Source organism: Aeromonas sp. QDB03 (assembly GCF_027707985.1).
In the GTDB taxonomy this organism is placed as follows: Bacteria; Pseudomonadota; Gammaproteobacteria; order Enterobacterales; family Aeromonadaceae; genus Aeromonas; species Aeromonas hydrophila.
Genome location: NZ_JAPCJG010000006.1, coordinates 66,503 through 92,328 on the forward strand (window position 1 = coordinate 66,503; position 25,826 = coordinate 92,328).

The following is a 25,826-nucleotide window of genomic DNA, read 5'->3' on the forward strand; positions in this document are numbered from 1 at the left end:
ATTAAACAAATGTGATTGCATGATAAGTATCTGCTGAATCTTTCACAAGCAGGATCCGGCGGAAAACTCTGCTACTATCGGGCCCATGAACCGACTCGACAGTTTGTTTGAACAGATCCGGGCCTGCCGCCTGTGCGAGGCACACTTGCCGCTCGGGCCCAGACCGGTGATCCGTGGCAGCGAGCGCGCCCGTCTGCTGATCATCGGCCAAGCGCCCGGCACCCGGGTGCATGCCAGCGGCATCCCCTGGGACGATCCCTCCGGCGATCGCCTGCGCCAGTGGCTCGGGGTGGACAAGGCCACCTTTTACGATGAATCCCGTATCGCCATCATGCCGATGGGGCTCTGTTATCCCGGCAAGGGCAAGTCGGGAGATCTGCCGCCGCGCCCCGAATGTGCACCCACCTGGCACGACAAGGTGCTGATGCTGCTGCCCAACATAGAGCTGACCCTGCTGATCGGCCAGTATGCGCAAGCCTACTACCTGCGGGATGCGGCGAAAGGGTCGCTGACCGAGACGGTACGCAGCTGGGCGGACTACGGCCCGGCCTGGTTGCCGCTGCCGCATCCGTCACCGCGCAATACCTTCTGGCTCAAGAAGAACCCCTGGTTCGAGCAGGATGTGATCCCCCATCTGCAACAAAGGGTCGCCCCACTGCTGGGGTGACCCTCGTTGGCTAGAGCGCCGGTTCGACCTGTGGTTTGGGCTTGCTGCGGGCCATGGCGATGAGCGGCAGTATGATGCACAGGCACCCCAGCAGCAGCGGCAGGCCCGGCTGCTCATCGAACAGCCATACCCCGATGGCGACCGCCATCAGCAGGCCGGTGTACTCCGCGGAGGCGATTTTGCTCGCCTCCGCCTTGCGATAGGCCACCACGCACAATCCCGCATAGACCATGATCAGCGCCGAAGAGCCGAAGGCGGGCCACCACATCTGCCACTGCCAGTCGCCCCCTTCCCACCAGGCCAGCGCCATGATGAAGGGCATGCTCAACACGTTGGTAAAGAACAGGGTCTGGGCGATGGGCTGCTGGAGCGGGATCCGCTTGATCAGCAGATTGTTGAGCGCCATGGAGAGCGCCACCCCGAGCGCCGCCAGCGCCGCCCAGTTCACCTCGGTGGGGCGCAGCACGATCAGCACCCCGACAAAGCCGATGAAGGCGGTCAGCACCTTCTGGCGCGAGATCGCTTCCCCCGCCAGCCACACCGCCAGCGGCACCATCATCAGCGGCGCCGCATAGAAGAGGGCGTTGGCGGTGGCCAGCGGCAGTCGGGTGAGGGCGATCACCATCAGGCAGACGCCGACGGCCCAGATATGGGCCCGCAGCAGATGCCACTTGAGCGCCACCGGCGGGTTGCGACGCCATGACCAGAGCAGCCAGGGAGCCAGCAGGATGGCGGCGGAGAGCTGGCGGAAGAAGACGAACTGGAACACCGGCTGGTCCGGCTCCAGCACCTTGACCAGCGCGTCGGAAAAGACCGCCACCATATTGCCCAGCACCAGATAAAGGATGCCGATCCCCACTGCATTCATACCACCTCCCATGTTTGATGAGGGAAGGGTAGCCCGTGGGCCGTTATCCAGTAAAATGATAAAAAATCACCATGCATGAGAATTTTGGATAATGAAGCTACCCCCCCTGCGTGCCGTTCAATACTTCGAAGTGGTTGCCCGCCTGCTCAGCTTTTCTCGCGCCGCGGTTGAGCTCAACGTCAGCCAGAGTGCGGTCAGCCACCAGATCCGCCTGCTGGAGGATTTTCTGGGTGAACGGTTGCTGCTGCGCCAGGGCCGGCTGCTGTCGCTGACGGCGCAGGGGGAGGTCTATTTCGAGGGGATCTCCGCCGGGCTCGGCCAGATTGCCCAGAGCTGCGAGCAGCTGCGCGGCGGCGGCGAAATGCGGATCAGGCTTGCAGTCTACAGCTCGTTTGCGGTGAAGTGGCTGATCCCGCGGCTGGCGGGGCTGCGCCAGCTCTATCCCGAGCTGGATCTCAGTCTGGAGATGGTGGCGGAGGATCCCGAACTCTCCGATCGGGTGGCGGACTGCTTCATCACCGTCTCCCCCAAGGGGCCCGGTTATATGCACGATCTACTCTATCGGGAGCGGTTGATGCCGGTGTGCAGCCGGCGGCTGTGGCAGCAGGTGGAGGGGGAGTGGCCCGCAGCTCTGTGGCAACTGCCGCTGCTCTCCATCCAGGCGATCTACAAGGAGAAGGGGGAGGATTGGCGGCGCTGGGCCGACGTGGGCGGGCTGACGATCGCCCCCGAGGCGAGGATGCACCATTTCAGCCACATTCTGCTGGCACTGGAGGCGGCCAACTGGGATCAGGGGGTGGCGCTCATCAACGACTATATGCTGCAGCCGGAGGATCCCGGTCTGGTGCGACTGCCGCTGCATGCACTCGAGACCGGGGACAACTTCTATTTCGTCTGCAAGCGTTCACGCGTCCATGAACCCGCCATCAGCCGGCTGCGCCAGTGGCTCTGGCAGGAGGCGCAAGCCAGCCTGCGCCCCGGCGAGAATGAACCGCTCAGGCGTGTTTGAATAGGCTCAGCACGAGCAGATTGGTGGCGGAGAGCCAGCGAAGGGCCGAGATATGGAGTGGCCTGACGGCAGGGCTCAGGCCACTTAGGTTCAGGCTTTTTTGAACTGGCTCAGGATAAACAGGCTGGTGGCACAGACCACCACCGAAGGGCCGGCCGGGGTGTCCTGATACCAGGAGAGCAGCAGTCCACCGAGCACGGCAAGGCAGCCGATGAGGGCGGCAAAGCCGGCCATCTGTTCGGGTGTCCGGCTGAAGCGGCGGGCCGTTGCCGCAGGGATGATCAGCAAGGAGGTGATGATCAGCGCCCCGACGAACTTCATCGCCACCGCGATCACCAAGCCAATCAGCAGCATCAGCACGCAGCGCAGTACATCAACTCTTACCCCTTCCACTCGCGCCAGCTCTTCCGAGATGGTCATGGAGAGCAGGGGATCCCACAGCCGCCACAGGGTGAGCAGCACCAGGGCGCCGCCGCCATAGATCCAGAGCAGGTCCATCGGCTGTACCGAGAGCAGGTCACCGAACAGGTAGGCCATCAGATCCACCCGCACGTTGTCCATGAAGCTCAAGGTGACCAGACCGAGCGACAGGGCGCTGTGGGCCAGGATGCCGAGCAGGGTATCGGTGGCCACCTGCTGGTTGCGGCTCATGATCACCAGCAGCATGGCCATGGCGAGGCAGCAGACCACCACCGCCAGGGTGAGATCCACCTGCAGCAGGATGCCGAGCGCGATGCCGAACAGGCAAGCGTGGGAGAGGGTGTCGCCAAAATAGGCCATCTTGCGCCACACCACGAAGCTGCCGAGGGGGCCGGCCAGCAGGGCGATGCCGAGGCCGGCCGCGAGGGCGTATAACAGAAAGCTGTCCACTTGATGATCCTGTCGGGTACGTTATTGATTGCGGGAGGGCAGGCGAATGACGGGGGCCTGCGGTTCATGATGATGGTGTTCGCCGTCGCAGTGGTGATGGTGGGTGTAGACCGCCAGCACCTCCTGCTCCGGTCGGCCGAACAGACGGGCAAATTCGGGGTGGCGAGCCACGCTCTCCGGTTCGCCGTGACAGCAGACGTGGCGGTTGAGGCAGATCACCTCGTGGGTGCTGGCCATCACCAGGTGCAGGTCGTGGGAGACCATCAGCACGGCGCAGTTGAACTCGGCGGCCAGCTGGCTGATGAGGGCGTAGAGCTCGATCTGGCCGTTGATGTCCACCCCTTGCACCGGCTCGTCCAGCACCAGCAGCTCCGGTTTGACCAGCAGGGCGCGGGCCAGCAGCACCCGCTGCATCTCGCCGCCGGAGAGTTTCTGCATCCGGTTGTCCAAGAGATCTTCCGCACCGACCCGGTTCAGCGCCTCCTCGATGGAGAGGCGGCCATTCTTACCAAGCTGCAGGAAGCGGCGCACCGTCAGCGGCAGGGTGGGATCCAGATAGAGGCGCTGGGGCACGTAGCCGACCCGCAGGTCGCGGCTGCGGGTGATTTGGCCCGAATCCGGCGTGAGCAGGCCCAGTACCAGCTTGCTCAGGGTACTCTTGCCCGCCCCGTTAGGACCTACCAGGGTAGTGATTTTGCCTTTGTTCAGGGTAAAGGAGACCTTGTCGAGCACGGATCGTCCATCAAATGAAAGACAGACCTCTTTCAGCTCCACCAGTTGGGTCATGACAGCTCCGGGGTTTACAGCCTGTGAGAGTGATAATATAACAATAACGTTGGTTTGTTATATTATCACACACACACTTCCTGACGAGATCTCTATGCGAATTCTTGCTTTGATCACTGCCCTGCTGGCGGTGAGTCTGCCTGTCCGTGCCCTCGAGGTGCTGACCACCATCAAGCCGCTGGGTTTCATCGCGGCCGCCATCACCGATGGCGTAAGCGAGCCCAAGGTGCTGCTGCCGACCGGCGCCTCGCCCCATGATTTCTCACTGCGCCCCTCCGACATTCGCAGCATCAATGAGGCCGACCTGGTGGTCTGGGTCGGCCCCGAGCTGGAAGGCTTCATGGCCAAACCGCTGGCCAAGCATGCCCATGTGTTGACCCTGACCCGGGTCGAAGGGATGCCGCTGTTCGATTACAGCAAGCAGGCCGGCCACGAAGAACACGCCGACGAGGGGCATGAAGGCCATGACCATGACGGTCATGAGGGGCACCACCACGAGGGCGTCGACCCCCACATCTGGCTGGGGCCGACCCAGGCGCTGGTCATTGCCAATGCCCTGAGCGAAACCCTGAGCGCGCAGGATCCTGCCAACGCCGAGCGTTATCGCGCCAACCTGCTGGCGTTCAAGGCCAAAGTAGAGGCCAAGGACAAGGTGATTGCCGAGCAGATGAAGGCGGTGAACCAGAAGGGCTACTTCGTGTTTCATGAGGCCTATGGCTACTGGGAGCGCCACTACGGCATGAGCTCCAAGGGCCACTTTACCGTGAGCCCGGAGCGACGCCCTGGCGCCAAGACCCTGGTGGAGATCCGCAAGGCGCTGGAAGAGAAAAAGGCGAGCTGCATCTATGCCGAGCCGCAATTTTCGCCGGCGGTGATCGAGTCGGTGGCCCGCAATACCGGTGCCAAGGTGCTGCTGCTGGACGAAGTGGGTGAACAGGTGCCGCTTGGCCCGGATGGCTATCCCCGGTTCATGCAGCAGCTGGCCGACGCTTTCGCCGAGTGCCGCTGACAGACCCGTCGAGCCGTGGTGCTCATCGATGGGACGAGCGCAGCCAACTATACTGACTTCCAGCATCTGACAGGGAGTGTCTTGTATGAAATGGCTGCTCGTTTCCACCTGCACGTTGGCACTATGCTGCGCCAGCGTGCAGGCATCCCGCCTCTCCGAATACATCGCCAGCCCCGAGCTGCGGGCAAAATTGCAGGAAGTGTATGGTGGTCGTGCCATTCAGCGGGCCGAGGCATTTTCGCGCCTGCTCACGCCCAGGGCCGGTACCACGGATCAGCAGAAGATCGAGCTGGTGAACAACTACTTCAACAACCTGACCTACAGCGATGATCCCAGGTTGTGGGGAGAAGCAGATTACTGGGCCAATCCGCTGGAGTTTATCGGCGCCCGCGGTGGCGACTGCGAGGATTACAGCATCTCCAAGTACTACACCCTGATGGAGCTGGGGGTGGACGAGAAGAAGCTGCGGCTGGCCTACGTCAAGGCGGTGCGTTACAACCAGTTCCACATGGTGACGCTCTACTTCGCGACCCCCAAGTCGGATCCAATGGTGCTAGACAACATCAACAGCCGGATCCTGCCCGGCAGCAAGCGAACCGACCTTATCCCCGTCTACAGCTTTGATGCCAAAAGCATCTGGATCATGAAGTCCCGCCGTGAAGGGACGCTGGCAGGCAGTGCCGACAGGTTGGCGCAGTGGACGTCGATGAAGACCCGGTTCTCCAGCGAGCAACTGCGCTCCCCCCGCCGCGAGCTATAGCTTGCCCACGGTTTTCAACTCCTCGAAATATTTGGCCGCGCCCGGATGCTGGTCGATGCTCAGCACCGGGCCGGTCTTATTGCGTGCCTGATGGAACAGGTTGGCGTAGCCGTAGGTCTGCTCATTGAACTTGGTTTGCTGGGTCAGCATGGCCTTGCTCAGGCGGTAAACATCGGCTTCCGGCGTGCTGGCGGTGGTCACCAGGGTAGCTGCGATGGCAAAGGTCGGCGTCGCCTTGAGGTTGCCCGGGTAGATGCGAGCAGGCACCTGACTGCGCTGGTAGTACTTCACCCCCTTGAGCAGTTGATCCCGGGTAGCTCCCTCGATCGGCAGAAAACGCACGGCGCAGCGTTTGGCTGTATCCAGCACGATGCGGTTGGGGTGACCCATCACCAGGCCATAGGCATCGATCTGCTTGCTGCACAGAGACTCGGCCAGATTGGCCACGCTCTTGAGATCGAGATCCTGCTCCTTGGTGCCCAGCACGTTGAACAGGGCGAGCGCCGTCTGGCGGGTGCCTGAGCTCTTGAGCCCCATGTCGATGGGGGCCAGCTTGAGCTGCTCCAGGCTGGTGATATCGCCGTCGGCCCTTACCACGATAGTGAAAGGCTCAGCGTGGGTGGCGAAGATGGCTCTGAGCTCTGGCTGCGGCTGACTGACATACGGACCCAGGCCGTGACTGGCCTGGTAAAGCCAGTCCGACTGCACCAGCGCATAGCGGGTCTCGCCACTTTTCAGTTGGCGCAGATTTTCGATGGAGCCCGAGGTCGCCTGTAGCTTGCACTGCAATCCGGCATCGCTCTTGTTGGCCAGCCGGCAGAACTCTTTGGCGATCTGGTGATAGATCCCCTGCTCACCGCCAGTGGCGATGGTCATGGTGTCGGCCAGTAGCGGCAGTGGGCACAGCAGAGTGAGCAACAATCCGGTCTTGTTCATCATGCCTCCTTGCTGGCGTAGCCATCGATGCCCCAGTTGCGCAGGGTATCGATATCCTGAATGTCGCCGGCCTCTGCCAGCAGGGTGTAGCCCGCGCTGTGCAGGCACTGGGCCACCAGATTCCAGTAGAGCGAGGCCTGGGTTGGCTGGCAGCTGATGAAGACAGGGTTGATGGGGTCGAGTTGATTGAAGGTCTCGTTGGTCATCGGGATGGCGCTGAACGCCATCTCCACGCCCTGTTCTTGCAAGGCGGCCAGCCGCTCCTGGGCAAGGGGTGGCACATGTTCCTGATCCCAGCGCCAGTCGAGGGTCTTGCCTCTGCCCTTGGCCAGCAGGGCGGAAAATTGCGTCCAGTCAGCATGGCCAAGCAGGCTGAGCGGCAGTTGCAGCCCCTCGACCGTGTGGTGCAACCAGAGATCGAGCAGGTGCCGGATCTCGTCTGGCGAGCTGTCCAGCGAGGGGGTGACCTCTGGAATGAGGCGGCTGTAGAGGCGAATGCTGCCCTGGGTCGAGAAGAAATGTTGTTGCAGCAGGCCTTCTCCCGCCTCTGTCAGGGTTTGCAGCGGCTGATTTGGTAAAGGGATCTGTTTGCTGAGCTGGCTGATCTTGAGCCGCTGTTGCAGCAGATCCCGTTTTCGTTCGGACACCAGCTGGTTGACCGAGGCCACCAGTTCCTTGAGATCCTGCAGCCAGGGGGAGGCCAGATTGCCGCTGAACTGGCGCTTGCGGATCTTCACCAACTGCTGGTTGATCTGCTCGAGCGGGCGCAGCAGCCGGTTGCAGACCCAGGAGATCACCAGGGTGAATACCAGCAGACCGGCCAGCAGTGCCGTGCCGGTACGGCTGATGGCATTCCACAGGTGCTGGTAGGCATAACCCGTGTGTCCTTCCAGGGTGAGGGTGCCCAGCATGCGCCAGCCATCGGTCAGCTCCTGCTCAATTTTTACCGGCGGCATGTCGATAACAGAGGGGAGCCAGGTCGGCACGTTTTGCTGCGCCGTGTGAAAGACCTTCTGAAACAGCACCTGGCCATCGGGATCCAGCAGGGTGACCGCGCTGACGAAGCCGCCGTCGAACATGGCGTTGACGATGGTTTCGGCCAGTACCTTGTCATCGTTGAGCAGGGTGCCCTGCAGCACTAGGCCGAGGGCCGTGATGGCGGTTTCCAGATTGGCAGACATCTGATCGAGGATGGACTGGCGTACCGTGGTGACCTCCAGCATGAACAGCAGGATGGCCCCGACCAGGAACAAGATCAGGATGATTCTATTTAACAGTTTCGCTAACGACATATCCACCCCATGGAAAAGTTATCGCAACATGCTGAAACCTTGGGTCTGATGCGAGCGGACCCGGCTCTTAAAAATAGGAAAAAAATGGTTAAAAAAGACGATCATTTCTGCCCATAAAGGAATGTTATGCATAAAATGTGAGGTTCATGCAGATTGCTATGAACTAATTGTGAGTATTTAGGTCAAACAATCAGTTTTATACGGTTTCATAACAAACAAACTGACCACTAACACCCTTAGATCTAATGACAGGATAGCGGATGAAACGTCTCCGTCCCTTGGTAGCGCAGGCCGCCAATTGGGAACCCCCGGTTCCCCGCAAACACTTTTACGCCATGCTATTGCTGACCGCCATGACGCTGTCAGCGGTAGCCATATTGCCAGCGCCGGGTGACATCCTGGAACGGCCATTGCGTCTGGAGTTGCCTATTGCCACCAACGGCACCGCAACCAACGAAGACAATACGGACTTCAACGACATCCCGGATCACGAGCTGGTGGAAGCCGCGACCCCGGAAGATGACATCCCGACCGATGCCACCCCCCAGTGGCAGGATTATCGGGTACGAAACGGCGAAAACCTGACCACCATCTTCAACAACCTGGGTCTCTCCACCACCACCCTCTACAAGGTGCTGGATGCCGATACCAAGAACAATCTGGCACGTCTCAAGCCCGGTCAAACCATCGAGCTGCTGATCGATCAGGACAACATACTGCAGCAGATGAAGATTCGTCTGAACATCAAGCAGACCCTGATCCTGGAACGCACCGATGACACCTACAGCGCCAACATGCTCAACGAAGAGGTGGAGTGGCAGAAGAAAGGGTATGACGGGGTCATCAACGGCAGCTTTTACGTCAGTGCCCGCAATGCGGGGATCCCGGCCAACCACATCCAGAAGATTGCCAACCTGTTCCAGTGGCGGCTCAACTTCGCCAAGGATCTGAAAAAGGGCGACAAGTTCAAGGTGCTGGTGCGCCAGGAGACGGTTGAGGGCAAGAGCACCGGCAATACCCAGTTGCTGGGGGTGGAAGTGTTCAGCCAGGGCCAGAGCGTGTCTGCCTGGTTGTCTGAAGATGGCAACTACTACGATGGCCAAGGCAACAGCCTGGAGCGCGGCTTCCGCCGTTATCCGACCCACAGCCGCTACCGGGTCAGCTCCAGCTTCAACCCGAACCGCCGTCACCCGATCACCGGCCAGGTACGCCCCCATGAGGGTACCGACTTTGCCCTGCCGGTCGGCACCCCCGTGATGGCAACCGGTGACGGCGTCGTGCTGAAGGCGACCAGCCACCCGCTGGCCGGCACCTATGTGGTGATCAAGCACGGTCGTACCCTGATGACCCGTTATCTGCACCTGAGCAAGCTGCTGGTCAAGCCGGGTCAGAAGGTGAAGATGGGTGACAAGATTGCGCTCTCCGGCAACACCGGTCGCTCCACCGGTGCCCACCTGCACTACGAGGTGCGGATCAACAACCGTCCGGTCGATGCCATGAAGGTCAAGCTGCCGATGGCGGAACCGCTCTCCGGCAAGGAGAAGCGCCAGTTCCTCGCCAAGGTGAAGAGCTATCGCAAGGAGATGGAGGCCGGTTGATGCCTCTCTCGCCGAAACACAAAGGCCCCGCCACTCTGGCGGGGCCTTTTTATTGGCTGATGGCCATCAATAGCCCTTGTCGAAGTCTATCTTGCCGTCCAGCGGCTGGCCGTCGATGAAGCGGATGTAGTTGCGCACGAAGATCTGAGCCACATCCTCGGGGAAGCTGTAGGCGCTGTTGTGCGGCGTGATGATGAGGTTGGGCTGGCCCCAGAGCGGGCTGTCGGCGGGCAGCGGCTCCTGTGCGAACACGTCCAGCACTGCCATGCCCAGCTTGCCGGTGCGCAGCGCCGTGAGCAGGTCACCCTCGTGGATGGCGTTGCCGCGCCCCACGTTGAACAGGATGGCGCCCGGTTTGCAGTGTTCGAAACGGGGAGCGGTGAAGAGGTGATGCGTCTCACGGGTGGCGGGCAGGACGCTGACGATGACATCGGCCTGTGCCAGCACCTTGTTGAGGGCCGGCAGCTGATACACCTGATCGAAGCCGGCCCGCTCGCGGCCGCTGCGGCTGATGCCAAGCACCTTCATGCCGAAGTGCTTGCCGGTGTGGGCTATGTGCTGGCCTATGCTGCCGGTGCCCAAGATAAGCAAGGTGCGTCCCTTGAGGCCGTGATAGGGGTGGCTTTGCCACAACCGCTGCTTCTGTTGCTCCCGATAGAGCGGCAGCTGGCGCATCAGGCTGAGCAGATGGCCGAACACGTATTCGCTCATCAGCGGGCCGAAGATGCCGCGCACGTTGGTGAGCTGATAGTCGCGGCGGCAGCTGGCATCCAGCAGCACGTCGACCCCGGCGTAGGTGGATTGCAGCCAGCTGAGCTTGCCGGCCTTGGCCAGCAGCGGTTTGGCCCGCGCCGGCTCTGCCATCAGGATGTGGGCTTCGCCGATCAATTTTTCGGCCTCGCCCTGGTTGTCGGCCCGCAGAATGCGCAAATGGGGGAGGTGGGCCGCCTTGAGCAGGCGCTCGTAGTGAGCATTGTCCTGGCTGAGCAAAAGAAGGGTACGTTGACTCATACTCTTGTTCCTTATCAGATTTGCGGCGCGGGAGAGAGGCCGCTCTGCCCTCATCTTACCCGAGTTGACCGGCCAACATAGCCGACCAGGCCGCTTTTTCGTTTTCGCGCGGCCCCTCGTGGGCTACAATCTGCCCCACATTTTGCAAAGGATCCGACTCCAGTGTTTGGTGACAAGTTTTATAAGCGACTGGCCGAGCTACAGCCTTGGCAACAGACCGTCTACACCCTGGCGCTGGCAGAGCGCATGTACCCCAACTATGCGCTGTTTTCCCAGGCCTCCGGTTTCGGGGATGCGAAGGCATTTCGCCACGCCCTGGATCAGATGTGGAATTACCTGACGGTGAAGGGTTCTCGCGTCAATCTGGGGGCGATCCTGGAGGCGTTTGAAGTCTATATTCCCGAGCCTGGCAAATTCGAGTCCTACGGTGCCTATCCGGCGCTGGATGCCTGCGTGGCGCTGGGCTGTGCCTACAACTCGGTGATCTGCCGGGTGGGTGAAGAGGCCAACGATGCCAGCCATGCGTCGGTGGGTACCGTGGCCGGTTTCATCGAGATGCTGGAAGAGCGCGACCTCACCGACGAGGAGCTCTACGAGCACGAATACATGGAAGCCGAGCTGGAGTTCCAGGTCGAGCTGCTCAAACGGGTTGCCCATGAGCGCGACAGCGACCGCATTCTGGCTATCCGCACCTTTGCGGCCCAGGATGGTGTCTCCAATATCGGCATCAGTCTGGAAGAGTGAGCACACTCTTCCCGGCCCATAAAAAAAGCTCCCGTTCGGGAGCTTTTTTTATGCCCGCTCCTCGGTGAGGGGCCGGACGCTCAGCACCGGGGCCGCGTCTATCTCGTCGGCATTCATCATGGCCGAGATGTGCTGCAGGGAAGAGAGCAACAGGGTCTGTTCCCAGACCTCAAGTGCCTGAAAGCGCTGGATGAAGCGCTCCTGCAGCGGAGTGGGCGCCTGGGCCAGCAGGGCACGGCCTGCGTCAGTCAGCGTCGCATGCACCTTGCGCTTGTCGGTTTCGCTGCGGATGCGCTGCACCAGCTGGCGGCTCTCGAGGCGGTCCATGATGGTGGTGGCGGTGGCCTGGCTCATGTTGGTGTGATCCGCCAGCTGGCGCATGGAGATCTGGCCCAGCTCGTCGATCCCCTTGAGCAGCAAGAGCTGGGGCGAGGTCAGGCCGGCCTCCTTGATCAAGCGCTTGGAGTGCATGTCGATGGCACGAATTATCTGGCGCAGGGCGACCAGCACTTCATCATGTTTTTCCATGGGGAACGAATCGTCGAGGGGCTGTTGAGAGGCGCAAAATTCTCCGCCTAATTCGTCACAAGGTCAATATGGTTTTTACTGTAATGATTTCTGCTCTAATCATTTCTGTGTTAGGTTAGCGGGCATTTTCCGAATTTTGACCCGACCTTTGAGGAGCAAGATGATGAGTGACGAACTGGACATCAAGTCGCTGGCGGCCGACCTTCGGGTGGTCAGAGTGCGTTATGAACTGCCTGATACCTCGGCTTTCGTGCGTTACCAGCCTGCCTATGACGAAGACCCCAACAACCTCAAGGTGCACCACTACGATGGTGAACTGCCCCTCTCCTGCAGCGAGACTGGTTCTTTCAACCTAAAGGAGTTGGTGAATGAATTGCGTTACGCCTATGTGCTGGTGCACCTCTTCCCGGACGAGAGCGCGATGAACTTCTATCTGACCGGGCTTGATACCGGGCTGGCCCAGCTGGAGTTCATCGGCGGATCCTACGACTTCAACCGGCTCTGGATCACCAGCGGCATCTCCAACCTGGGCGTGCCCATGGCCATCTTCCTCGGCAAGCGTCATGCGGTGAATGGCCAGCCTTCGGTCAGTCTGGTGGACCACCGGGTGCAGACGGCCGGCAAGCTGGTCTACCGCGCCATCGGTGGTGCCGGCGATCACGTGGGTGAAGACTTTTTCAACAACGACTAAGGAGGCCAGATGAGAGCAAGCAAAGGGCTATTCAAAGGCCTCAACCCGATCATGGCCATGACGGCGCTCACCGTTATCACCCTGTTCCTGCTGTTCGGGGTGTTCGTTCCCGAAACCGCCGCCAGCTGGTTTGTCGGCGCCAAGGATCAGATCATTGCCGGGTTCAAGTGGTACTACATTCTGGTGGTCGCCCTGTTCCTGTTCTTCGCTGTCTACCTGATGTTCAGCCGCTTTGGCAGCATCCGGCTGGGTGACGACGACCAGGTACCGGAGTTCGGCTACTTCGCCTGGTTTGCCATGCTGTTCAGTGCCGGCATGGGCATAGGGCTGGTGTTCTGGAGCATCGCCGAGCCGATGAACCACCTGCAGGGCAACCCTTTCATCACCGAAGGGATGACCCCGGAAGCGGCCCAGATCGCCATGCGCCTCACCTTCTTCCATTGGGGCCTGCATCCCTGGGCCATCTACGTGATCGTCGGCCTGTCGCTCGCCTTCTTCAGCTATCGGCGCAAGCTGCCGCTGGCCATCCGCTCCGTGCTCTATCCGCTGCTCGGCGATCGTATCTACGGCTTCTGGGGCCATGCTGCCGACGTGCTGGCGGTGTTCGGCACTGTGTTCGGGGTGGCCACCTCTCTTGGCCTCGGGGTCTCCCAGATGAACACAGGCCTCAACCAGATGTTCGGCATGGCGGTATCGCAAGCGAACCAGCTCTGGCTCATCGGCGGCATCAGCCTGATCGCCACTCTGTCGGCGGTCTCCGGGGTTGGGCGGGGGGTCAAGCTGCTCTCCGAGCTCAATATCTGGCTGAGTGTATTCGTGCTGGGCCTCTTCCTGGTGCTGGGGCCGACCACCTACATCCTCAACGCCTATGTGCAGAACATCGGCGATTACCTGCAGAACATCGTCAAGCTGAGTTTCTGGACCAACACCGAGGCCAATGGCACCTCGGCCTGGCAGTCGAGCTGGACCGCCTTCTACTGGGGCTGGTGGATTGCGTGGGCGCCGTTTGTCGGCATGTTCATCGCCCGCATCTCCAAGGGGCGTACCATCCGCGAATTCGTGCTCGGCGTGCTGCTGGTGCCCTCGCTGCTCGGCATGTTCTGGCTCACCGTGTTCGGCGGTACCGCCATGAATCTGGAGCTGTTCGGCGGTGGCGGCGTGGTGGCCGCGGTCAATCAGGACGTGACCCTGGCGCTCTACCAGACGGTGGAACTGCTGCACTGGGAGACCTTCGGCTGGATCGCCAAGGGCGTGCTGACCCTGCTGATCTGTACCTACTTCATCACCTCCAGCGACTCGGGCACCCTGGTGATCACGACCCTGCTCTCCATCGGCGATCAGGATCCTCCCGTGCTGCACCGCGCCATCTGGGGGCTGGGTCAGGGGCTGGTGGCCGCCATCCTGCTGGTCTCCGGCGGGCTGGCCGCCCTGCAGGCCGCCAGCATCATAGCGGCGCTACCCTTCTCGGTGATCATGCTGGCCATGTGCTACTCGCTGATGTTGGGGCTCAAGCAGGAGAGCCAGCACCAGTTCGAATACCGGCAGAAGCTCAAGCGCCACGACGGTTCAACCCACATGAGCCTGCTGGAGCGGATCGGGCCGGCTTGACCTGGCTGCATCCTGTTGCGGCTGCCATCAAGCAGCCAAACAAAAGGGGAACCTCGCGGTTCCCCTTTTATCTTTCTGATCGGCAGTCGCAGGTTACAGCATCTGCTTGAGGCGATAGAGCAGATCCAGCGCCTGCCGCGGGGTGAGCTCGTCCGGGCGCACCGCTTCCAGCTCATCGACCACCGGATGGCTCTGGAGTGCCATGGCCACCGGGGCCGGACGGGTTTCGCCGGCGGCCACCGGGGTGGCACTCTCCAGCTCGTGCAGTTTGTGACGGGCCTGCTGGATCACCGATTTCGGCACCCCCGCCAGCGCAGCTACCTGCAGCCCGTAGGAGCGGCTGGCCGCCCCCTCCTGCACTGCGTGCATAAAGGCGATGGTGTCGCCGTGCTCCACCGCATCGAGGTGGACGTTGGCCAGCCCTTCCATCAGCTCCGGCAGGCGGGTCAGCTCGAAGTAGTGGGTGGCGAACAGGGTGTAGGCGCCGATCTTGCTTGCCAGCTGTTCGGCGCAGGCCCACGCCAGCGAGAGGCCGTCGTAGGTGCTGGTGCCGCGACCGATCTCGTCCATCAGCACCAGGCTGCGGGCGGTGGCGTTGTTGAGGATGTTGGCGGTCTCGGTCATCTCCACCATGAAGGTGGATCTTCCCGATGCCAGGTCATCCGACGCCCCGATGCGGGTGAAGATACGGTCGATGGGGCCGATACGGGCGCTGTCGGCCGGCACGAAGGCGCCAATGTGGGCCAGCAGCACGATCAGCGCGGTCTGGCGCATGTAGGTGGATTTACCGCCCATGTTGGGGCCGGTGATGATCAGCATCCGCCGCTCCCTCTCCAGCCGGATGGGGTTGGCGATGAAGGGGTCTGTCATCACCTGCTCCACTACCGGATGGCGGCCCGCCTCGATCAGGATCTGATCTTCATCGATGAGCGTCGGGCAGCGGTAGTCGAGGGTCTCGGCCCGCTCGGCCAGGTTGGCCAGCACGTCCAGCTCCGCCAGCGCGGCGGCGGACTCCTGCAGATCGCCGAGGTGGGGCAGCAGGGCATCGAGCAGCTCTTCGTAGAGGCGTTTTTCCAGCGCCAGCGCCTGGGCCTGGGCGGTGAGCACTTTGTCCTCGTACTTTTTCAGCTCGTCGATGATGTAGCGTTCGTTGTTCTTGAGGGTCTGGCGGCGGATGTAGTGGGCCGGCACCAGGTGGCTGTTGGCGCGGCTCACCTCGATGTAGAAGCCGTGCACCTTGTTGTAGCCCACCTTGAGGGTGTTGATGCCGGTCAGCAGCCGCTCGCGCTCCTCGATGCGGGCCAGGCTGGCGGTGGCGCCGTTGGCCAGATCCCGCAGCTCGTCCAGCTCCTGGTTGAAGCCGTCACGGATGACGCCGCCATCGCGGATCAGCACCGGCGGCACCTCCATCACGGCGCGCTCCAGCAGATCCAGCAGTTCGGGGAAGGTGCTGGCGCGTTCGCGCAGCTGCTGCACCGCTTCGTGCTCGCTCTCCGCCAGCAGGCGTTGCAACTCGGGCAACTGGGCGAACGCCTGCCGCAGGCGGGTGAGGTCGCGCGGGCGGGCCGAGCGCAGGGCCAGGCGCGCCAGCACCCGCTCCACGTCGCCGACCTGGCGCAGCAAGCCGCCCAGATCGTCATAGAGGTTCTGCTCGATGAGCTCCTTGATGGTGCTCTGGCGGCCTTTCAGGATCACCCGGTCGCGGATCGGCTGGTGGATCCAGCGCTTGAGCAAGCGGCTGCCCATGGGGGTGGCGGTACAGTCCAGCACGGCGGAGAGGGTGTTGTCGTGACCACCGGCCAGATTCTGGGTCAGCTCCAGATTGCGGCGGGTGGCGGCATCCATGATGACCGCATGATCGGGCTGCTCGAGGCGCACGCTGCGAATGTGGGGCAGGGCGGTGCGCTGGGTGTCTTTGACGTACTGCATCAGGCAGCCGGCGGCGCACAGGGCGGTCTCGCTCTGTTCTACGCCAAAGCCCACCAGATCCTGGGTACCGAACTGCTGGCACAACAGCTTGCGGGCGGTACCGAGCTCAAACTCCCACTCCGGGCGGCGGCGCAGACCGCGGCGACCCTCGACGTGATGCAGGAAGGCGAAGGATTCGGGGTAGAGCAGCTCGGCCGGATTGGTGCGCTGCAGCTCCGCCAGCAGGGTCTCTTCTTTCTCGAACTGGTTGATGAAGAAGCGGCCGGAGCCGATGTCCATGGTGCCATAGCCGAAGCGGCGACCATCGTGATAGACGGCGGCGATCAGGTTGTCCTGCCGCTCGCTGAGCAGCGCCTCGTCGGAGACGGTACCCGGGGTGATGATGCGAATGACCTTGCGCTCCACCGGCCCCTTGCTGGTAGCGGGATCCCCCACCTGCTCACAGATGGCGGCAGATTCGCCGAGCTGCACCAGCTTGGCCAGATACCCCTCGATGGCATGATAGGGCACCCCCGCCATCGGGATGGGGCTGCCGGCCGACTGGCCGCGCTTGGTCAGGGAGATGTCGAGCAGCTGGGAGGCCTTGCGGGCATCGTCATAGAACAGCTCGTAGAAGTCGCCCATCCGGTAGAACAGCAGGATCTCCGGGTTCTCGGCCTTGAGGGTCAGATACTGCTGCATCATGGGCGTGTGGGCGCTGAGATTGGCGCCTGGCGCGGTGCCGGTAGCTTGGTGTTGTGCGGTCATGTGCGATTCCAGAAGGGGCCTCTGCGGGCCAGTGTCTGCGGTGATGAGCCTTGAGCTTGATGGCGCCATTCTACACATAAGCGCCGCGTCGGGGGAGGCTGGCATCTATGCCACTGTGGTTGCGGGCGGCGGAGGCGGGATCGCATAATGTGTCTCTTGAGTGGATCAGAAGGAGCCGTGATGAAACTGGACGCAGAGATAGAGCACCTCGCCATCGAGCTGGGTAAGGCCCTCGGTCAGCGCGGTTGGCTGGCGGCAACCGCCGAATCCTGCACCGGTGGCGGGGTGGCCAGCGCCATTACCGACATCGCGGGCAGCTCAGGCTGGTTCGATCGCGGTTTTGTCACCTACACCAACGAAGCCAAGCAGCAGATGCTGGGGGTGAGCGGCGAGAGCCTTGAGCAGCACGGCGCGGTGAGCGAAGCCGTGGTGCTGGAGATGGCCCGTGGTGCGCTGGCGCACTCCTCTGCCGCCATCAGTGTCGCCATCAGCGGCATCGCCGGCCCTGGCGGCGCGACACCGGGCAAGCCGGTCGGTACCGTCTGGTTCGCCTGGGCTGATCGATCCGGTCGTCATCACTCCCTGCTGGCCCGTTTCGACGGGGATCGCCGGCAGGTGCGCCAGCAGGCGGTGAGACAGGCCTTGTCGGGTCTGTTGGCCCTGCTCAGATAAATTGGGCTTGATACTGTATGAATAGACAGTATACTTAGCCCAACTTCATTTTTACTCACGATTTCCAGCGGAGATTGGCATGGATCAGAACAAACAGAAGGCACTGGCGGCTGCGCTGGGTCAAATCGAAAAGCAGTTTGGCAAAGGCTCCATCATGCGTCTGGGCGACAGCAAGACCATGGATATCGAAGCCATCTCCACCGGCTCCCTCTCCCTGGACGTGGCGCTGGGCATCGGTGGCCTGCCGTGCGGTCGTATCGTCGAGATCTATGGCCCGGAATCTTCCGGTAAAACCACGCTGACCCTGCAGGTGATCGCCGAAGCGCAGAAGAAGGGCAAGACCTGCGCCTTCGTCGATGCGGAGCATGCGCTGGATCCCATCTATGCCGCCAAGCTGGGCGTCAACGTCGACGACCTGCTGATCTCCCAGCCGGACACCGGTGAACAGGCGCTGGAAATCTGCGACATGCTGGTGCGCTCCAACGCCGTTGACGTCATCATCGTCGACTCCGTGGCAGCCCTGACCCCGAAAGCGGAAATCGAAGGCGAGATGGGTGATTCCCACGTCGGCCTGCAGGCCCGTCTGATGTCCCAGGCGCTGCGCAAACTGACCGCCAACATCAAGAACGCCAACTGCCTGTGCATCTTCATCAACCAGATCCGGATGAAGATCGGCGTCATGTTCGGCAGCCCGGAGACCACCACGGGTGGTAACGCGCTCAAGTTCTACGCCTCCGTGCGTCTGGATATCCGTCGCATCGGCGCCATCAAGGAAGGTGACGAAGTGGTCGGTAACGAGACCCGCGTCAAAGTGGTCAAGAACAAGGTGGCCCCGCCCTTCAAGCAGGCCGAGTTCCAGATTTTCTATGGTGCCGGCATCTCCAAAGAGGGCGAGCTGGTGGATCTGGGCGTCAAGCACAAGCTGATCGACAAGGCTGGTGCCTGGTACAGCTACAACGGCGAGAAGATCGGTCAGGGCAAGGCCAACGTCATGAAGCTGTTCGCCGAGAACAAGGCGATGGCTGGTGAAGTGGAAGCCCGTCTGCGCGAGCTGCTGCTCTCCGGTGCCGTACCTGTCGATGACAAGGCTGCGCCGGTTGAGGCAGAAGAGTTTGATGCCGAAAGCGAACAAGAGTTCGAATAAGGAACAAAGGAAGGCCGGGTTGATACCCGGCCTTGTTATTTATGGTTGATGAATCTGCTGACAAACCGGTCGAACTCACTTTTGAAGAGCAACTGGCGGCGGCCCGCGCCTTTGCCATGCGCAGTCTTGCTCGCCGCGAAAGCGCCGAGTCCGAGCTGGCCAGACGGCTGCGCCAGCAGGGCTATCAGGAAGAGGTGATCGAGGCGGTTGTCGATTATTGCCGGGGTTATAACTGGGTCAACGACGAGCGCTATGGCGCCATGGCGGTAAGAGCCGGAGCGGCCAAGGGGCACGGTCCCATCAAGATCCGTTTCGAGCTGCGCCGCAAGGGGCTGGATGACAACCAGATCGACGCCGCCTTCGAGCAGCCGGAGCTGGACTGGTTTGAACTGGCCTTGGCACTGTTGGAGCGGCGAGCCAACGTGGCTGACCTTGCCGATTTCAAGCTGCGGATGAAGTGGCTCAAATACCTGCTGGGGCGCGGCTTTACCCAGGAGCAGGGACGCTATGCGTTGAGCGCCTTGCAGGAGCGCGAGCTTTAACCACACCGTTTCTGCTCTCCTGCAACCGTCTCAGTCTGCTTATGACCTGCAAGGGGGGATGGTGGCGTACTTGTTACCTAGCTCCAACACCAAATACCAAACACCCAGCAGCCAAGATTGTCATGGCGCAGTTCTGCCTCTCGCATGATACCTTCTGCTCGGGTTGTCCGTATCGTCTATCCCGCCGCCATGGACATGGTTGCATGCCCTTTGCCGCTGGTGTCTGTGGATTCAGCAACTTGCATCCTGGTGGTAGACGCGGTGAGAGGCTCCTCGGCAGCAGGCCGATTTTCCGCTGCCATCGGCCAGAACCATGGCTGAAAACGCCCCGGTTTGTCTCCCTTTTCTACCAGTCCCCATTTATGCGCGCTTTTTCACCCGTGGCGGCCCTGTCCGTTTTACTTTACCCCGCAGAAAACTTACATTAATGCGGTTAAAAGTCCGTATTCGAATCAAGCAGGATTTTCCATGTATATGTCCACGTCAGAGATTCGCGCCGCGTTTCTCGAGTATTTCCGTTCCCAGGGGCACCAGGTTGTCTCCTCCAGCTCGCTGGTACCGCATAACGACCCGACCCTGTTGTTTACCAACGCGGGTATGAACCAGTTCAAGGACGTGTTCCTTGGCGCAGACAAGCGTGCCTACAATCGCGCGACGACTTCTCAGCGTTGCGTGCGTGCCGGTGGTAAGCACAACGATCTGGAAAACGTCGGCTATACCGCTCGTCACCACACCTTCTTCGAAATGCTGGGCAACTTCAGCTTCGGCGACTACTTCAAGCAGGATGCCATCAAGTTTGCATGGGGCTTCCTGACCGAGGTGCTGCAACTGCCGAAAGAGCGCCTGCTGGTGACCGTCTACGCGACTGACGATGAAGCCTTCGACATCTGGGAAAAAGAGGTCGGTGTGCCGGCCGATCGCATCGTGCGCATCGGTGACAACAAGGGCGCACCGTACGCTTCCGACAACTTCTGGGCGATGGGCGATACCGGTCCGTGCGGTCCTTGCACCGAGATCTTCTATGACCACGGCGATCATATCTGGGGTGGTCGTCCCGGCTCACCGGAAGAGGATGGCGACCGTTTCATCGAGATCTGGAATGTGGTGTTCATGCAGTTCAACCGTCAGGCTGATGGCACCATGGAGCCGCTGCCGCGTCCGTCCGTGGATACCGGCATGGGTCTGGAGCGTATCTCCGCCATCATGCAGGGCGTGCACTCCAACTACGAAATCGACATCTTCCAGGCGCTGATCAAGAAAGCGGCCGAGATCGTCGGCACCACCGATCTGAGCAACCAGTCCCTGCGCGTCATCGCCGACCACATCCGCTCCTGTGCCTTCCTGGTGGCAGATGGCGTGATGCCGTCCAACGAAGGTCGCGGCTACGTGCTGCGTCGCATCATTCGCCGCGCCGTGCGTCACGGTCGCAAGCTGGGTGCCACCGAAGTGTTCTTCTATAAACTGGCTGCCGAGCTGGCGGCACAGATGAAGGATGTCGCCGCCGAGCTGATTGCCCAGCTGCCGCTGGTCGAGCGGGTGCTGCGCATCGAAGAGGAGCAGTTCGTCCGCACTCTGGACAGAGGCCTGCTGCTGCTGGAAGACGTGCTGGCCAATCTCGGTGATGCTAAGGTCATTCCGGGCGAGGTGGTGTTCAAGCTGTATGACACTTACGGCTTCCCGGCCGACCTGACTGCCGACGTGGTGCGCGAGCGCGAGATCGGCATCGACGAAGAGGGCTTCAAGGCCGAGATGGAGAAGCAGCGTGCTCGCGCCAAAGAGGCTTCCAGCTTCGGCGTGAACTACAACGAGATGCTCAAGCTCGACTTCGAGACCCCCTTCACCGGTTACAAGACCCTGACCGAGCGCACCCGTGTGGTCGGCATCTACAAGGGCGTGGACGAGGTGAGCGGTCTTATCGCCGGTGACGAAGCTGTCATCGTGCTGGAGCAGACCCCCTTCTACGCCGAGTCCGGCGGCCAGATCGGCGACAGCGGTACCCTGAAAGTGGACGACGGCATCTTTGCCGTGACCGATACCGTCAAAGCGGGCAAGGCGATCATCCACAAGGGTTACATGGAGCTGGGCACCCTGGAGAAAGGGGCCGAGGTCGAAGCCGTGGTCGATGGCGAGCGTCGCCAGGCCATCGCCCTGAACCACTCAGTGACTCACCTGTTGCACGCTGCCCTGCGTCAGGCGCTGGGTGGTCATGTGACCCAGAAAGGCTCTCTGGTGGGCGCCGAGCGCATGCGCTTTGACTTCTCCCACTTCGAGGGGATGACCATGGCGACCATTCGCCGGGTCGAGGAGCTGGTCAACAACCAGATCCGCGCCAACCACGAAATCACCACCCAGCTGATGGATCTGGAAGCCGCCAAGTCGGCCGGCGCCATGGCGCTGTTTGGTGAGAAATACGAAGACGACGTGCGCGTGGTGCGCATGGGCGACTACTCCACCGAGCTGTGCGGCGGTACTCACGCCAAGCGCACCGGTGACATTGGCTTCTTCAAGATCATCGCCGAGAGCGGCATCGCCGCCGGCGTGCGTCGTATCGAAGCGGTGACCGGCAAGGCCGCCATCGACTTCATGCATCAGGTCGGCGAGCAGATCGAAGAGGCTGCCGCACTGGTGAAAGGTGACCAGTTCTGCATCGCCGACAAGATTCGCCAGGTGCTGGACAAGGCCAAGATGATGGAGCGCGAGCTGGAGCAGCTCAAGGCCAAGCTGGCCGCTCAGGCCGGTAACGACCTGCTGGGTCAGGTTATCGAGATCAAGGGTCAGAAGGTGCTGGTTGCAGCGCTGGAAGGGGCCGATCCGAAATCCCTGCGCGGCATGCTGGACGAACTGAAGAACCAGATGAAGTCCGGTGTCGTGCTGCTGGCCACCAGTGGCGAGGGAAAGGTCAACTTGATCGCGGGCGTCACCAACGACCTGACCGGCAAGGTCAAGGCCGGTGAGCTGGTCAATCTGGTCGCCCAGCAGGTGGGCGGCAAGGGCGGCGGTCGTCCCGACATGGCCCAGGCGGGTGGTACCCAGCCCGAGGCAGTGCCGGCAGCCCTGCAATCCGTACACTCCTGGCTGGAAGAGCGCCTGTAATCGGGCGAGGTGATCTGTGGCACTCTATGTACAGAAGTACGGCGGCACCTCGGTCGGCACGCTGGAGCGGATCGAGGCGGTAGCTGAGCGGGTCGAGCAGACCCGCGCCCAGGGACACGACGTGGTGGTGGTGGTCTCCGCCATGTCGGGCGAAACCAACCGGTTGCTGGGCATGGCCCAGCAGCTGGATCCTGATGCCAACCGGCGCGAGATGGATGTGCTGGTCTCCACCGGTGAACAGGTCACCATAGCGCTGCTGGCGATCGCGTTGAACAAACGCGGTTGTCCTGCGGTCTCAATGACCGGCGATCAGGTTCGCATTCATACCGATTCCGCTTATGGCAAGGCGCGTATCACCCACATCGACACCGAGCAGGTTCAGGCTGAACTGGGTGCGGGCAAGGTGGTGGTGATCGCCGGCTTCCAGGGCCGTGACGAGCACAATGCCATCACGACGCTGGGCCGCGGTGGCTCTGACACCACGGCGGTTGCCGTGGCGGCGGCCATCAAGGCCGATGAATGCCAGATCTTTACCGATGTGGATGGGGTCTATACCACGGATCCGCGCATCGAGCCCAAGGCGCGCCGTCTCGATACCATCACCTTCGAGGAGATGCTGGAGATGGCCAGTCTCGGCGCCAAGGTGCTGCAGATCCGTTCGGTGGAGTTCGCGGGTAAGTACCGCGTACCGCTGCGGGTGCTGTCGAGCTTTGTCGATGGAGAGGGAACCTTAATCACATATGGAGGTGAGAGGATGGAAGCTCCCCTGGTATCCGGGATAGCGTTCAATCGCAACGAGGCGAGCCTGACCATTCTGGGTGTGCCGGACAGGCCCACCGTGGCTGCGCAGATCCTGAATCCGATCAGCGACGCCAACATTGATGTCGACATGATAGTGCAGAACACGCTGGGCGATGGGACCGCCGACTTCACCTTCACGGTGAATCGCGATGACTATCGCCGGGCGCGCGCCCTGCTGGAGGAGACCGCCAGCGAGCTGGGGGCCGCCTGCGTGCAGGGCAACGGTGAGATCGCCAAGGTTTCCATCGTCGGAGTCGGGATGTGGAACCATCCTGGCGTCGCCCGCACCATGTTCAAGGTATTGGGCGAGGAGGGGATCAACATGCAGTTGATTTCCACCTCTGAAATCAAGATATCCGTGGTGATTGACGAGAAGTACCTGGAGCTGGCAGTGCGTGCCTTGCACTCCGCTTTTGGGCTGGATCAGGAGCCTCATGAGCAGCCCTTGGGAAACAATCCCTGATTGATTTAGTTTCAACCATTTACCATATCGGTATCTTTGTAAGATAATGTCGCATATCGATATAAATACAAAACAGGATACAGGAGCAAGCGAATGCTTATTTTGACTCGTCGTGTAGGGGAAACCCTGATGATTGGTGACGAAGTGACTGTCACCGTACTGGGCGTGAAAGGCAATCAGGTTCGTATCGGTGTGAACGCACCGAAAGAGGTCTCCGTACACCGCGAAGAGATCTACCAGCGCATCCAGGCCGAGAAAGTTCCGGGCCAATCCGGCTTCTAAGCGGCGTTAATGGCTGTGACAAGGCGACACCTCATGTGTCGCCTTTTGTTTTTCTGGGGTGCTGAAAATTGTGTCGCAGGGAGTAAAAGAGCGGGATAAGTGTCGATATTGCTTGAATATTCCACGCTTTGACCAAATGCTGAGCGAACGCGTTTTTTTCTCCAAAAAAGTGTTTGACTAAAAATCCCTGTGAAGTATTATCAGCCCCGCAAACGGAGAGGTGGCCGAGAGGCTGAAGGCGCTCCCCTGCTAAGGGAGTATGCGGCTTATACCCGCATCGGGGGTTCGAATCCCCCCTTCTCCGCCATTTGCGCCCGTAGCTCAGCTGGATAGAGTACCTGGCTACGAACCAGGTGGTCAGAGGTTCGAATCCTCTCGGGCGCACCATAAGCAAAATGCGCCCGTAGCTCAGCTGGATAGAGTACCTGGCTACGAACCAGGTGGTCAGAGGTTCGAATCCTCTCGGGCGCACCATACAGAAGACAGCCTCGACCTCGGTCGGGGCTGTTTTTTTATATGGCATTTCACCGGAAGGGCTGACACGGCTCAGCTCGCGGTATCCTCCCGTTTGGCTCGACAGCCGTCATCCGTCTTGGTTTCAGCCCAACAACAGCGTGACGAAGGCTCCTATGCCTGCATGACGTGCTCCCTTGTCGTGCACCCTTGCCATCTTCTCCCTCACGCTCACGGTATCGCGTCGTATGGCTGTCTCCTTGCCTGAGGCAATCCTTTATCTTCCTTGTGATTACTGTCCCCAGATGAGCGCAGAGGCGGTTTGCGGGCAATAAAAAAGGATGCTGCAGCATCCTTTTTCATCCCCGCAGTGCGGGATCAGCTTTTCAGCCACTTGCGAATGCGGTTGGCATCGCCGACCGGGGTGCGTTTGCCCACGGAGTTGAGCAGCACGATGGCTAGCTCGCGGTTGTCCGGCTTGGCGCGCATCAGCAGGCAGCGGCCGGCCTCGTCGGTAAAGCCGGTCTTGGAGAGGCGGACATCCCAGTCCGGGTTCTTCACCAGCGGGTTGGTGTTGTTGAACATCAGGCTGTAGGCGGGGGTGCGAAAGCGCATGTCCTTACTGGTGTCCTGGGTGAACTCGCGGATCAATGGCTGGCGATAGGCGGCGGCGATGAGCTTGGCCAGATCCTGGGCGGTGGAGACGTTGCGAGTCGACAGGCCGGTGGAGTCATAGAAGCGGCTGTTGCGCATGCCCAGCTGCTTGGCCTTGTTGTTCATGGCTCGCACGAAGGCGGGGCGTCCACCGGGATAGTGACGGGCCAGCGCCGAGGCCATGCGGTTCTCCGACGACATCAGCGCCAGGTGCAGGGCATCGCGGCGTGATACCTGGGTGCCCATGCGCACCCGCGAATAGGTGTGCTTGATGGCGTCTCTGTCGTTCTGATCGATGGTCAGGGTCTGGCCGAGATCCTGGCGGGCATCCAGCACCACCAGTGCCGTCATCAGCTTGGTGATCGAGGCGATGGAGCGCACCCGGGTGGCATTCTTCTGGTACAGGGTTTTGCCCGTACCGACATCCATCACCAGCGCGCTGCTCGATTGCAGCTGCAGTTTGGCCGGGTTGGGGGCAGCCAATGCTGCTGGCAATCCCAGCAGTCCAACCAATGCATAAACCAGCGCCATAGCGCTAACCCGACACCGCATACTACCGACTCCATTCACGTCGAAAAAAAAGGCGCTAGATTCACTCATTTTTACCCTCGCTTGACAAGAGTGCCAGCGGGTAAATCGCCATTATTTAGCTAAAAAAAGGGCCATCTT

23 protein-coding genes and 3 tRNA genes are annotated in these 25,826 nt (G+C 61.1%); 17 read left to right on the forward strand and 9 right to left on the reverse strand.

The window, feature by feature from the left end:
* The first annotated feature begins 85 nt into the window (after positions 1-85).
* Positions 86-667, forward strand: a complete 582-nt coding sequence (locus PG900_RS15600) for a uracil-DNA glycosylase family protein (RefSeq protein ID WP_102987937.1) — start codon at positions 86-88, stop codon at positions 665-667.
* Positions 668-677: 10 nt separating this feature from the next.
* Here PG900_RS15600 and PG900_RS15605 read toward each other — a convergent pair whose 3' ends face one another.
* Positions 678-1,535: a DMT family transporter gene (locus PG900_RS15605; RefSeq protein ID WP_011707447.1), complete on the reverse strand. Its 858-nt coding sequence runs from the start codon at positions 1,533-1,535 to the stop codon at positions 678-680.
* A gap of 91 nt (positions 1,536-1,626) precedes the next feature.
* Between PG900_RS15605 and PG900_RS15610 the strand changes: the two genes are divergently transcribed.
* Positions 1,627-2,544, forward strand: coding sequence for a LysR substrate-binding domain-containing protein (locus tag PG900_RS15610; RefSeq protein WP_270797887.1), 918 nt, complete (start codon positions 1,627-1,629; stop codon positions 2,542-2,544).
* Positions 2,545-2,634: 90 nt separating this feature from the next.
* Here the strand turns inward: PG900_RS15610 and znuB are convergent, their stop codons facing one another.
* Positions 2,635-3,414 (reverse strand): zinc ABC transporter permease subunit ZnuB, encoded by a 780-nt coding sequence (gene znuB / locus PG900_RS15615; protein ID WP_011707445.1) that lies wholly within the window; start codon positions 3,412-3,414, stop codon positions 2,635-2,637.
* 21 nt (positions 3,415-3,435) lie between these two features.
* Entirely contained in the window at positions 3,436-4,200 is a 765-nt protein-coding gene (gene znuC, locus PG900_RS15620) for a zinc ABC transporter ATP-binding protein ZnuC (RefSeq protein WP_017411255.1), read from the reverse strand.
* A 94-nt stretch (positions 4,201-4,294) separates the two neighbouring features.
* On the opposite strand from znuC, the gene znuA reads away from it, so the two are divergent.
* Together znuA and PG900_RS15630 are read left to right on the forward strand one after the other, a co-directional pair.
* Positions 4,295-5,209 (forward strand): zinc ABC transporter substrate-binding protein ZnuA, encoded by a 915-nt coding sequence (gene znuA, locus PG900_RS15625; RefSeq protein WP_049046015.1) that lies wholly within the window; start codon positions 4,295-4,297, stop codon positions 5,207-5,209.
* Between the two features lie 85 nt (positions 5,210-5,294).
* Positions 5,295-5,969 carry a transglutaminase-like cysteine peptidase gene (locus PG900_RS15630; RefSeq protein WP_045788979.1) on the forward strand — a complete coding sequence of 225 codons (675 nt, stop codon included), beginning with the start codon at positions 5,295-5,297 and terminating at the stop codon, positions 5,967-5,969.
* Here the strand turns inward: PG900_RS15630 and PG900_RS15635 are convergent.
* On the reverse strand, positions 5,964-6,905 hold the full coding sequence (locus tag PG900_RS15635; RefSeq protein ID WP_270831780.1) for a TAXI family TRAP transporter solute-binding subunit: 942 nt from the start codon (positions 6,903-6,905) through the stop codon (positions 5,964-5,966). The two genes, PG900_RS15630 and PG900_RS15635, sit on opposite strands and share 6 nt — an antisense overlap.
* The gene (locus PG900_RS15640; RefSeq protein WP_270797889.1) at positions 6,905-8,197 is read right to left on the reverse strand and encodes a LapD/MoxY N-terminal periplasmic domain-containing protein; all 1,293 of its coding nucleotides are present in this window, start codon (positions 8,195-8,197) and stop codon (positions 6,905-6,907) included. Before PG900_RS15640 ends, PG900_RS15635 begins: the two co-directional genes overlap by 1 nt.
* A 260-nt stretch (positions 8,198-8,457) precedes the next feature.
* On the opposite strand from PG900_RS15640, the gene mepM reads away from it, so the two are divergent.
* Positions 8,458-9,795 (forward strand): murein DD-endopeptidase MepM, encoded by a 1,338-nt coding sequence (mepM, locus tag PG900_RS15645; RefSeq protein ID WP_016352056.1) that lies wholly within the window; start codon positions 8,458-8,460, stop codon positions 9,793-9,795.
* A gap of 66 nt (positions 9,796-9,861) precedes the next feature.
* On the opposite strand, the gene PG900_RS15650 is transcribed toward mepM, so the two are convergent.
* A complete protein-coding gene (locus PG900_RS15650; RefSeq protein WP_017411249.1) occupies positions 9,862-10,806 on the reverse strand; it encodes a D-2-hydroxyacid dehydrogenase in 945 nt (314 codons plus the stop codon).
* A gap of 162 nt (positions 10,807-10,968) precedes the next feature.
* On the opposite strand from PG900_RS15650, the gene PG900_RS15655 reads away from it, so the two are divergent.
* On the forward strand, positions 10,969-11,550 hold the full coding sequence (locus PG900_RS15655; RefSeq protein WP_011707437.1) for a YjaG family protein: 582 nt from the start codon (positions 10,969-10,971) through the stop codon (positions 11,548-11,550).
* Positions 11,551-11,598: 48 nt separating this feature from the next.
* Here PG900_RS15655 and PG900_RS15660 read toward each other — a convergent pair whose 3' ends face one another.
* Entirely contained in the window at positions 11,599-12,078 is a 480-nt protein-coding gene (locus tag PG900_RS15660; RefSeq protein WP_270831781.1) for a MarR family winged helix-turn-helix transcriptional regulator, read from the reverse strand.
* Between the two features lie 163 nt (positions 12,079-12,241).
* On the opposite strand from PG900_RS15660, the gene PG900_RS15665 reads away from it, so the two are divergent.
* Positions 12,242-12,769 (forward strand): hypothetical protein, encoded by a 528-nt coding sequence (locus PG900_RS15665; protein ID WP_011707435.1) that lies wholly within the window; start codon positions 12,242-12,244, stop codon positions 12,767-12,769.
* 9 nt (positions 12,770-12,778) lie between these two features.
* Positions 12,779-14,377: a BCCT family transporter gene (locus tag PG900_RS15670; protein WP_270797891.1), complete on the forward strand. Its 1,599-nt coding sequence runs from the start codon at positions 12,779-12,781 to the stop codon at positions 14,375-14,377.
* A 93-nt stretch (positions 14,378-14,470) separates the two neighbouring features.
* On the opposite strand, the gene mutS is transcribed toward PG900_RS15670, so the two are convergent.
* Positions 14,471-17,053, reverse strand: coding sequence for a DNA mismatch repair protein MutS (mutS, locus tag PG900_RS15675; RefSeq protein ID WP_270797892.1), 2,583 nt, complete (start codon positions 17,051-17,053; stop codon positions 14,471-14,473).
* Positions 17,054-17,233: 180 nt separating this feature from the next.
* Between mutS and pncC the strand changes: the two genes are divergently transcribed.
* The 9 genes from pncC to PG900_RS15720 all read left to right on the forward strand — a co-directional run bounded on the left by pncC (position 17,234) and on the right by PG900_RS15720 (position 24,524).
* The gene (gene pncC / locus PG900_RS15680; RefSeq protein ID WP_270797893.1) at positions 17,234-17,725 is read left to right on the forward strand and encodes a nicotinamide-nucleotide amidase; all 492 of its coding nucleotides are present in this window, start codon (positions 17,234-17,236) and stop codon (positions 17,723-17,725) included.
* A gap of 79 nt (positions 17,726-17,804) precedes the next feature.
* Complete coding sequence (recA, locus tag PG900_RS15685) at positions 17,805-18,869, forward strand: recombinase RecA (protein WP_011707431.1); 1,065 nt, start codon at positions 17,805-17,807, stop codon at positions 18,867-18,869.
* A gap of 41 nt (positions 18,870-18,910) precedes the next feature.
* Positions 18,911-19,411: a regulatory protein RecX gene (locus PG900_RS15690; protein ID WP_017411244.1), complete on the forward strand. Its 501-nt coding sequence runs from the start codon at positions 18,911-18,913 to the stop codon at positions 19,409-19,411.
* A gap of 468 nt (positions 19,412-19,879) precedes the next feature.
* Positions 19,880-22,504 carry an alanine--tRNA ligase gene (alaS, locus tag PG900_RS15695; protein WP_270797894.1) on the forward strand — a complete coding sequence of 875 codons (2,625 nt, stop codon included), beginning with the start codon at positions 19,880-19,882 and terminating at the stop codon, positions 22,502-22,504.
* A gap of 16 nt (positions 22,505-22,520) precedes the next feature.
* Positions 22,521-23,768 (forward strand): aspartate kinase, encoded by a 1,248-nt coding sequence (locus PG900_RS15700; RefSeq protein ID WP_011707428.1) that lies wholly within the window; start codon positions 22,521-22,523, stop codon positions 23,766-23,768.
* A 93-nt stretch (positions 23,769-23,861) separates the two neighbouring features.
* Positions 23,862-24,050: a carbon storage regulator CsrA gene (gene csrA, locus PG900_RS15705; RefSeq protein WP_005305164.1), complete on the forward strand. Its 189-nt coding sequence runs from the start codon at positions 23,862-23,864 to the stop codon at positions 24,048-24,050.
* Between the two features lie 214 nt (positions 24,051-24,264).
* Positions 24,265-24,357, forward strand: a tRNA-Ser gene (locus tag PG900_RS15710).
* Positions 24,358-24,360: 3 nt separating this feature from the next.
* Positions 24,361-24,437, forward strand: a tRNA-Arg gene (locus PG900_RS15715).
* Between the two features lie 10 nt (positions 24,438-24,447).
* Positions 24,448-24,524: transfer RNA gene (locus PG900_RS15720), tRNA-Arg, on the forward strand.
* Positions 24,525-24,881: 357 nt separating this feature from the next.
* Here PG900_RS15720 and pbpG read toward each other — a convergent pair.
* Positions 24,882-25,709, reverse strand: coding sequence for a D-alanyl-D-alanine endopeptidase (pbpG, locus tag PG900_RS15725; protein WP_270831783.1), 828 nt, complete (start codon positions 25,707-25,709; stop codon positions 24,882-24,884).
* Between the last annotated feature and the right edge of the window lie 117 nt (positions 25,710-25,826).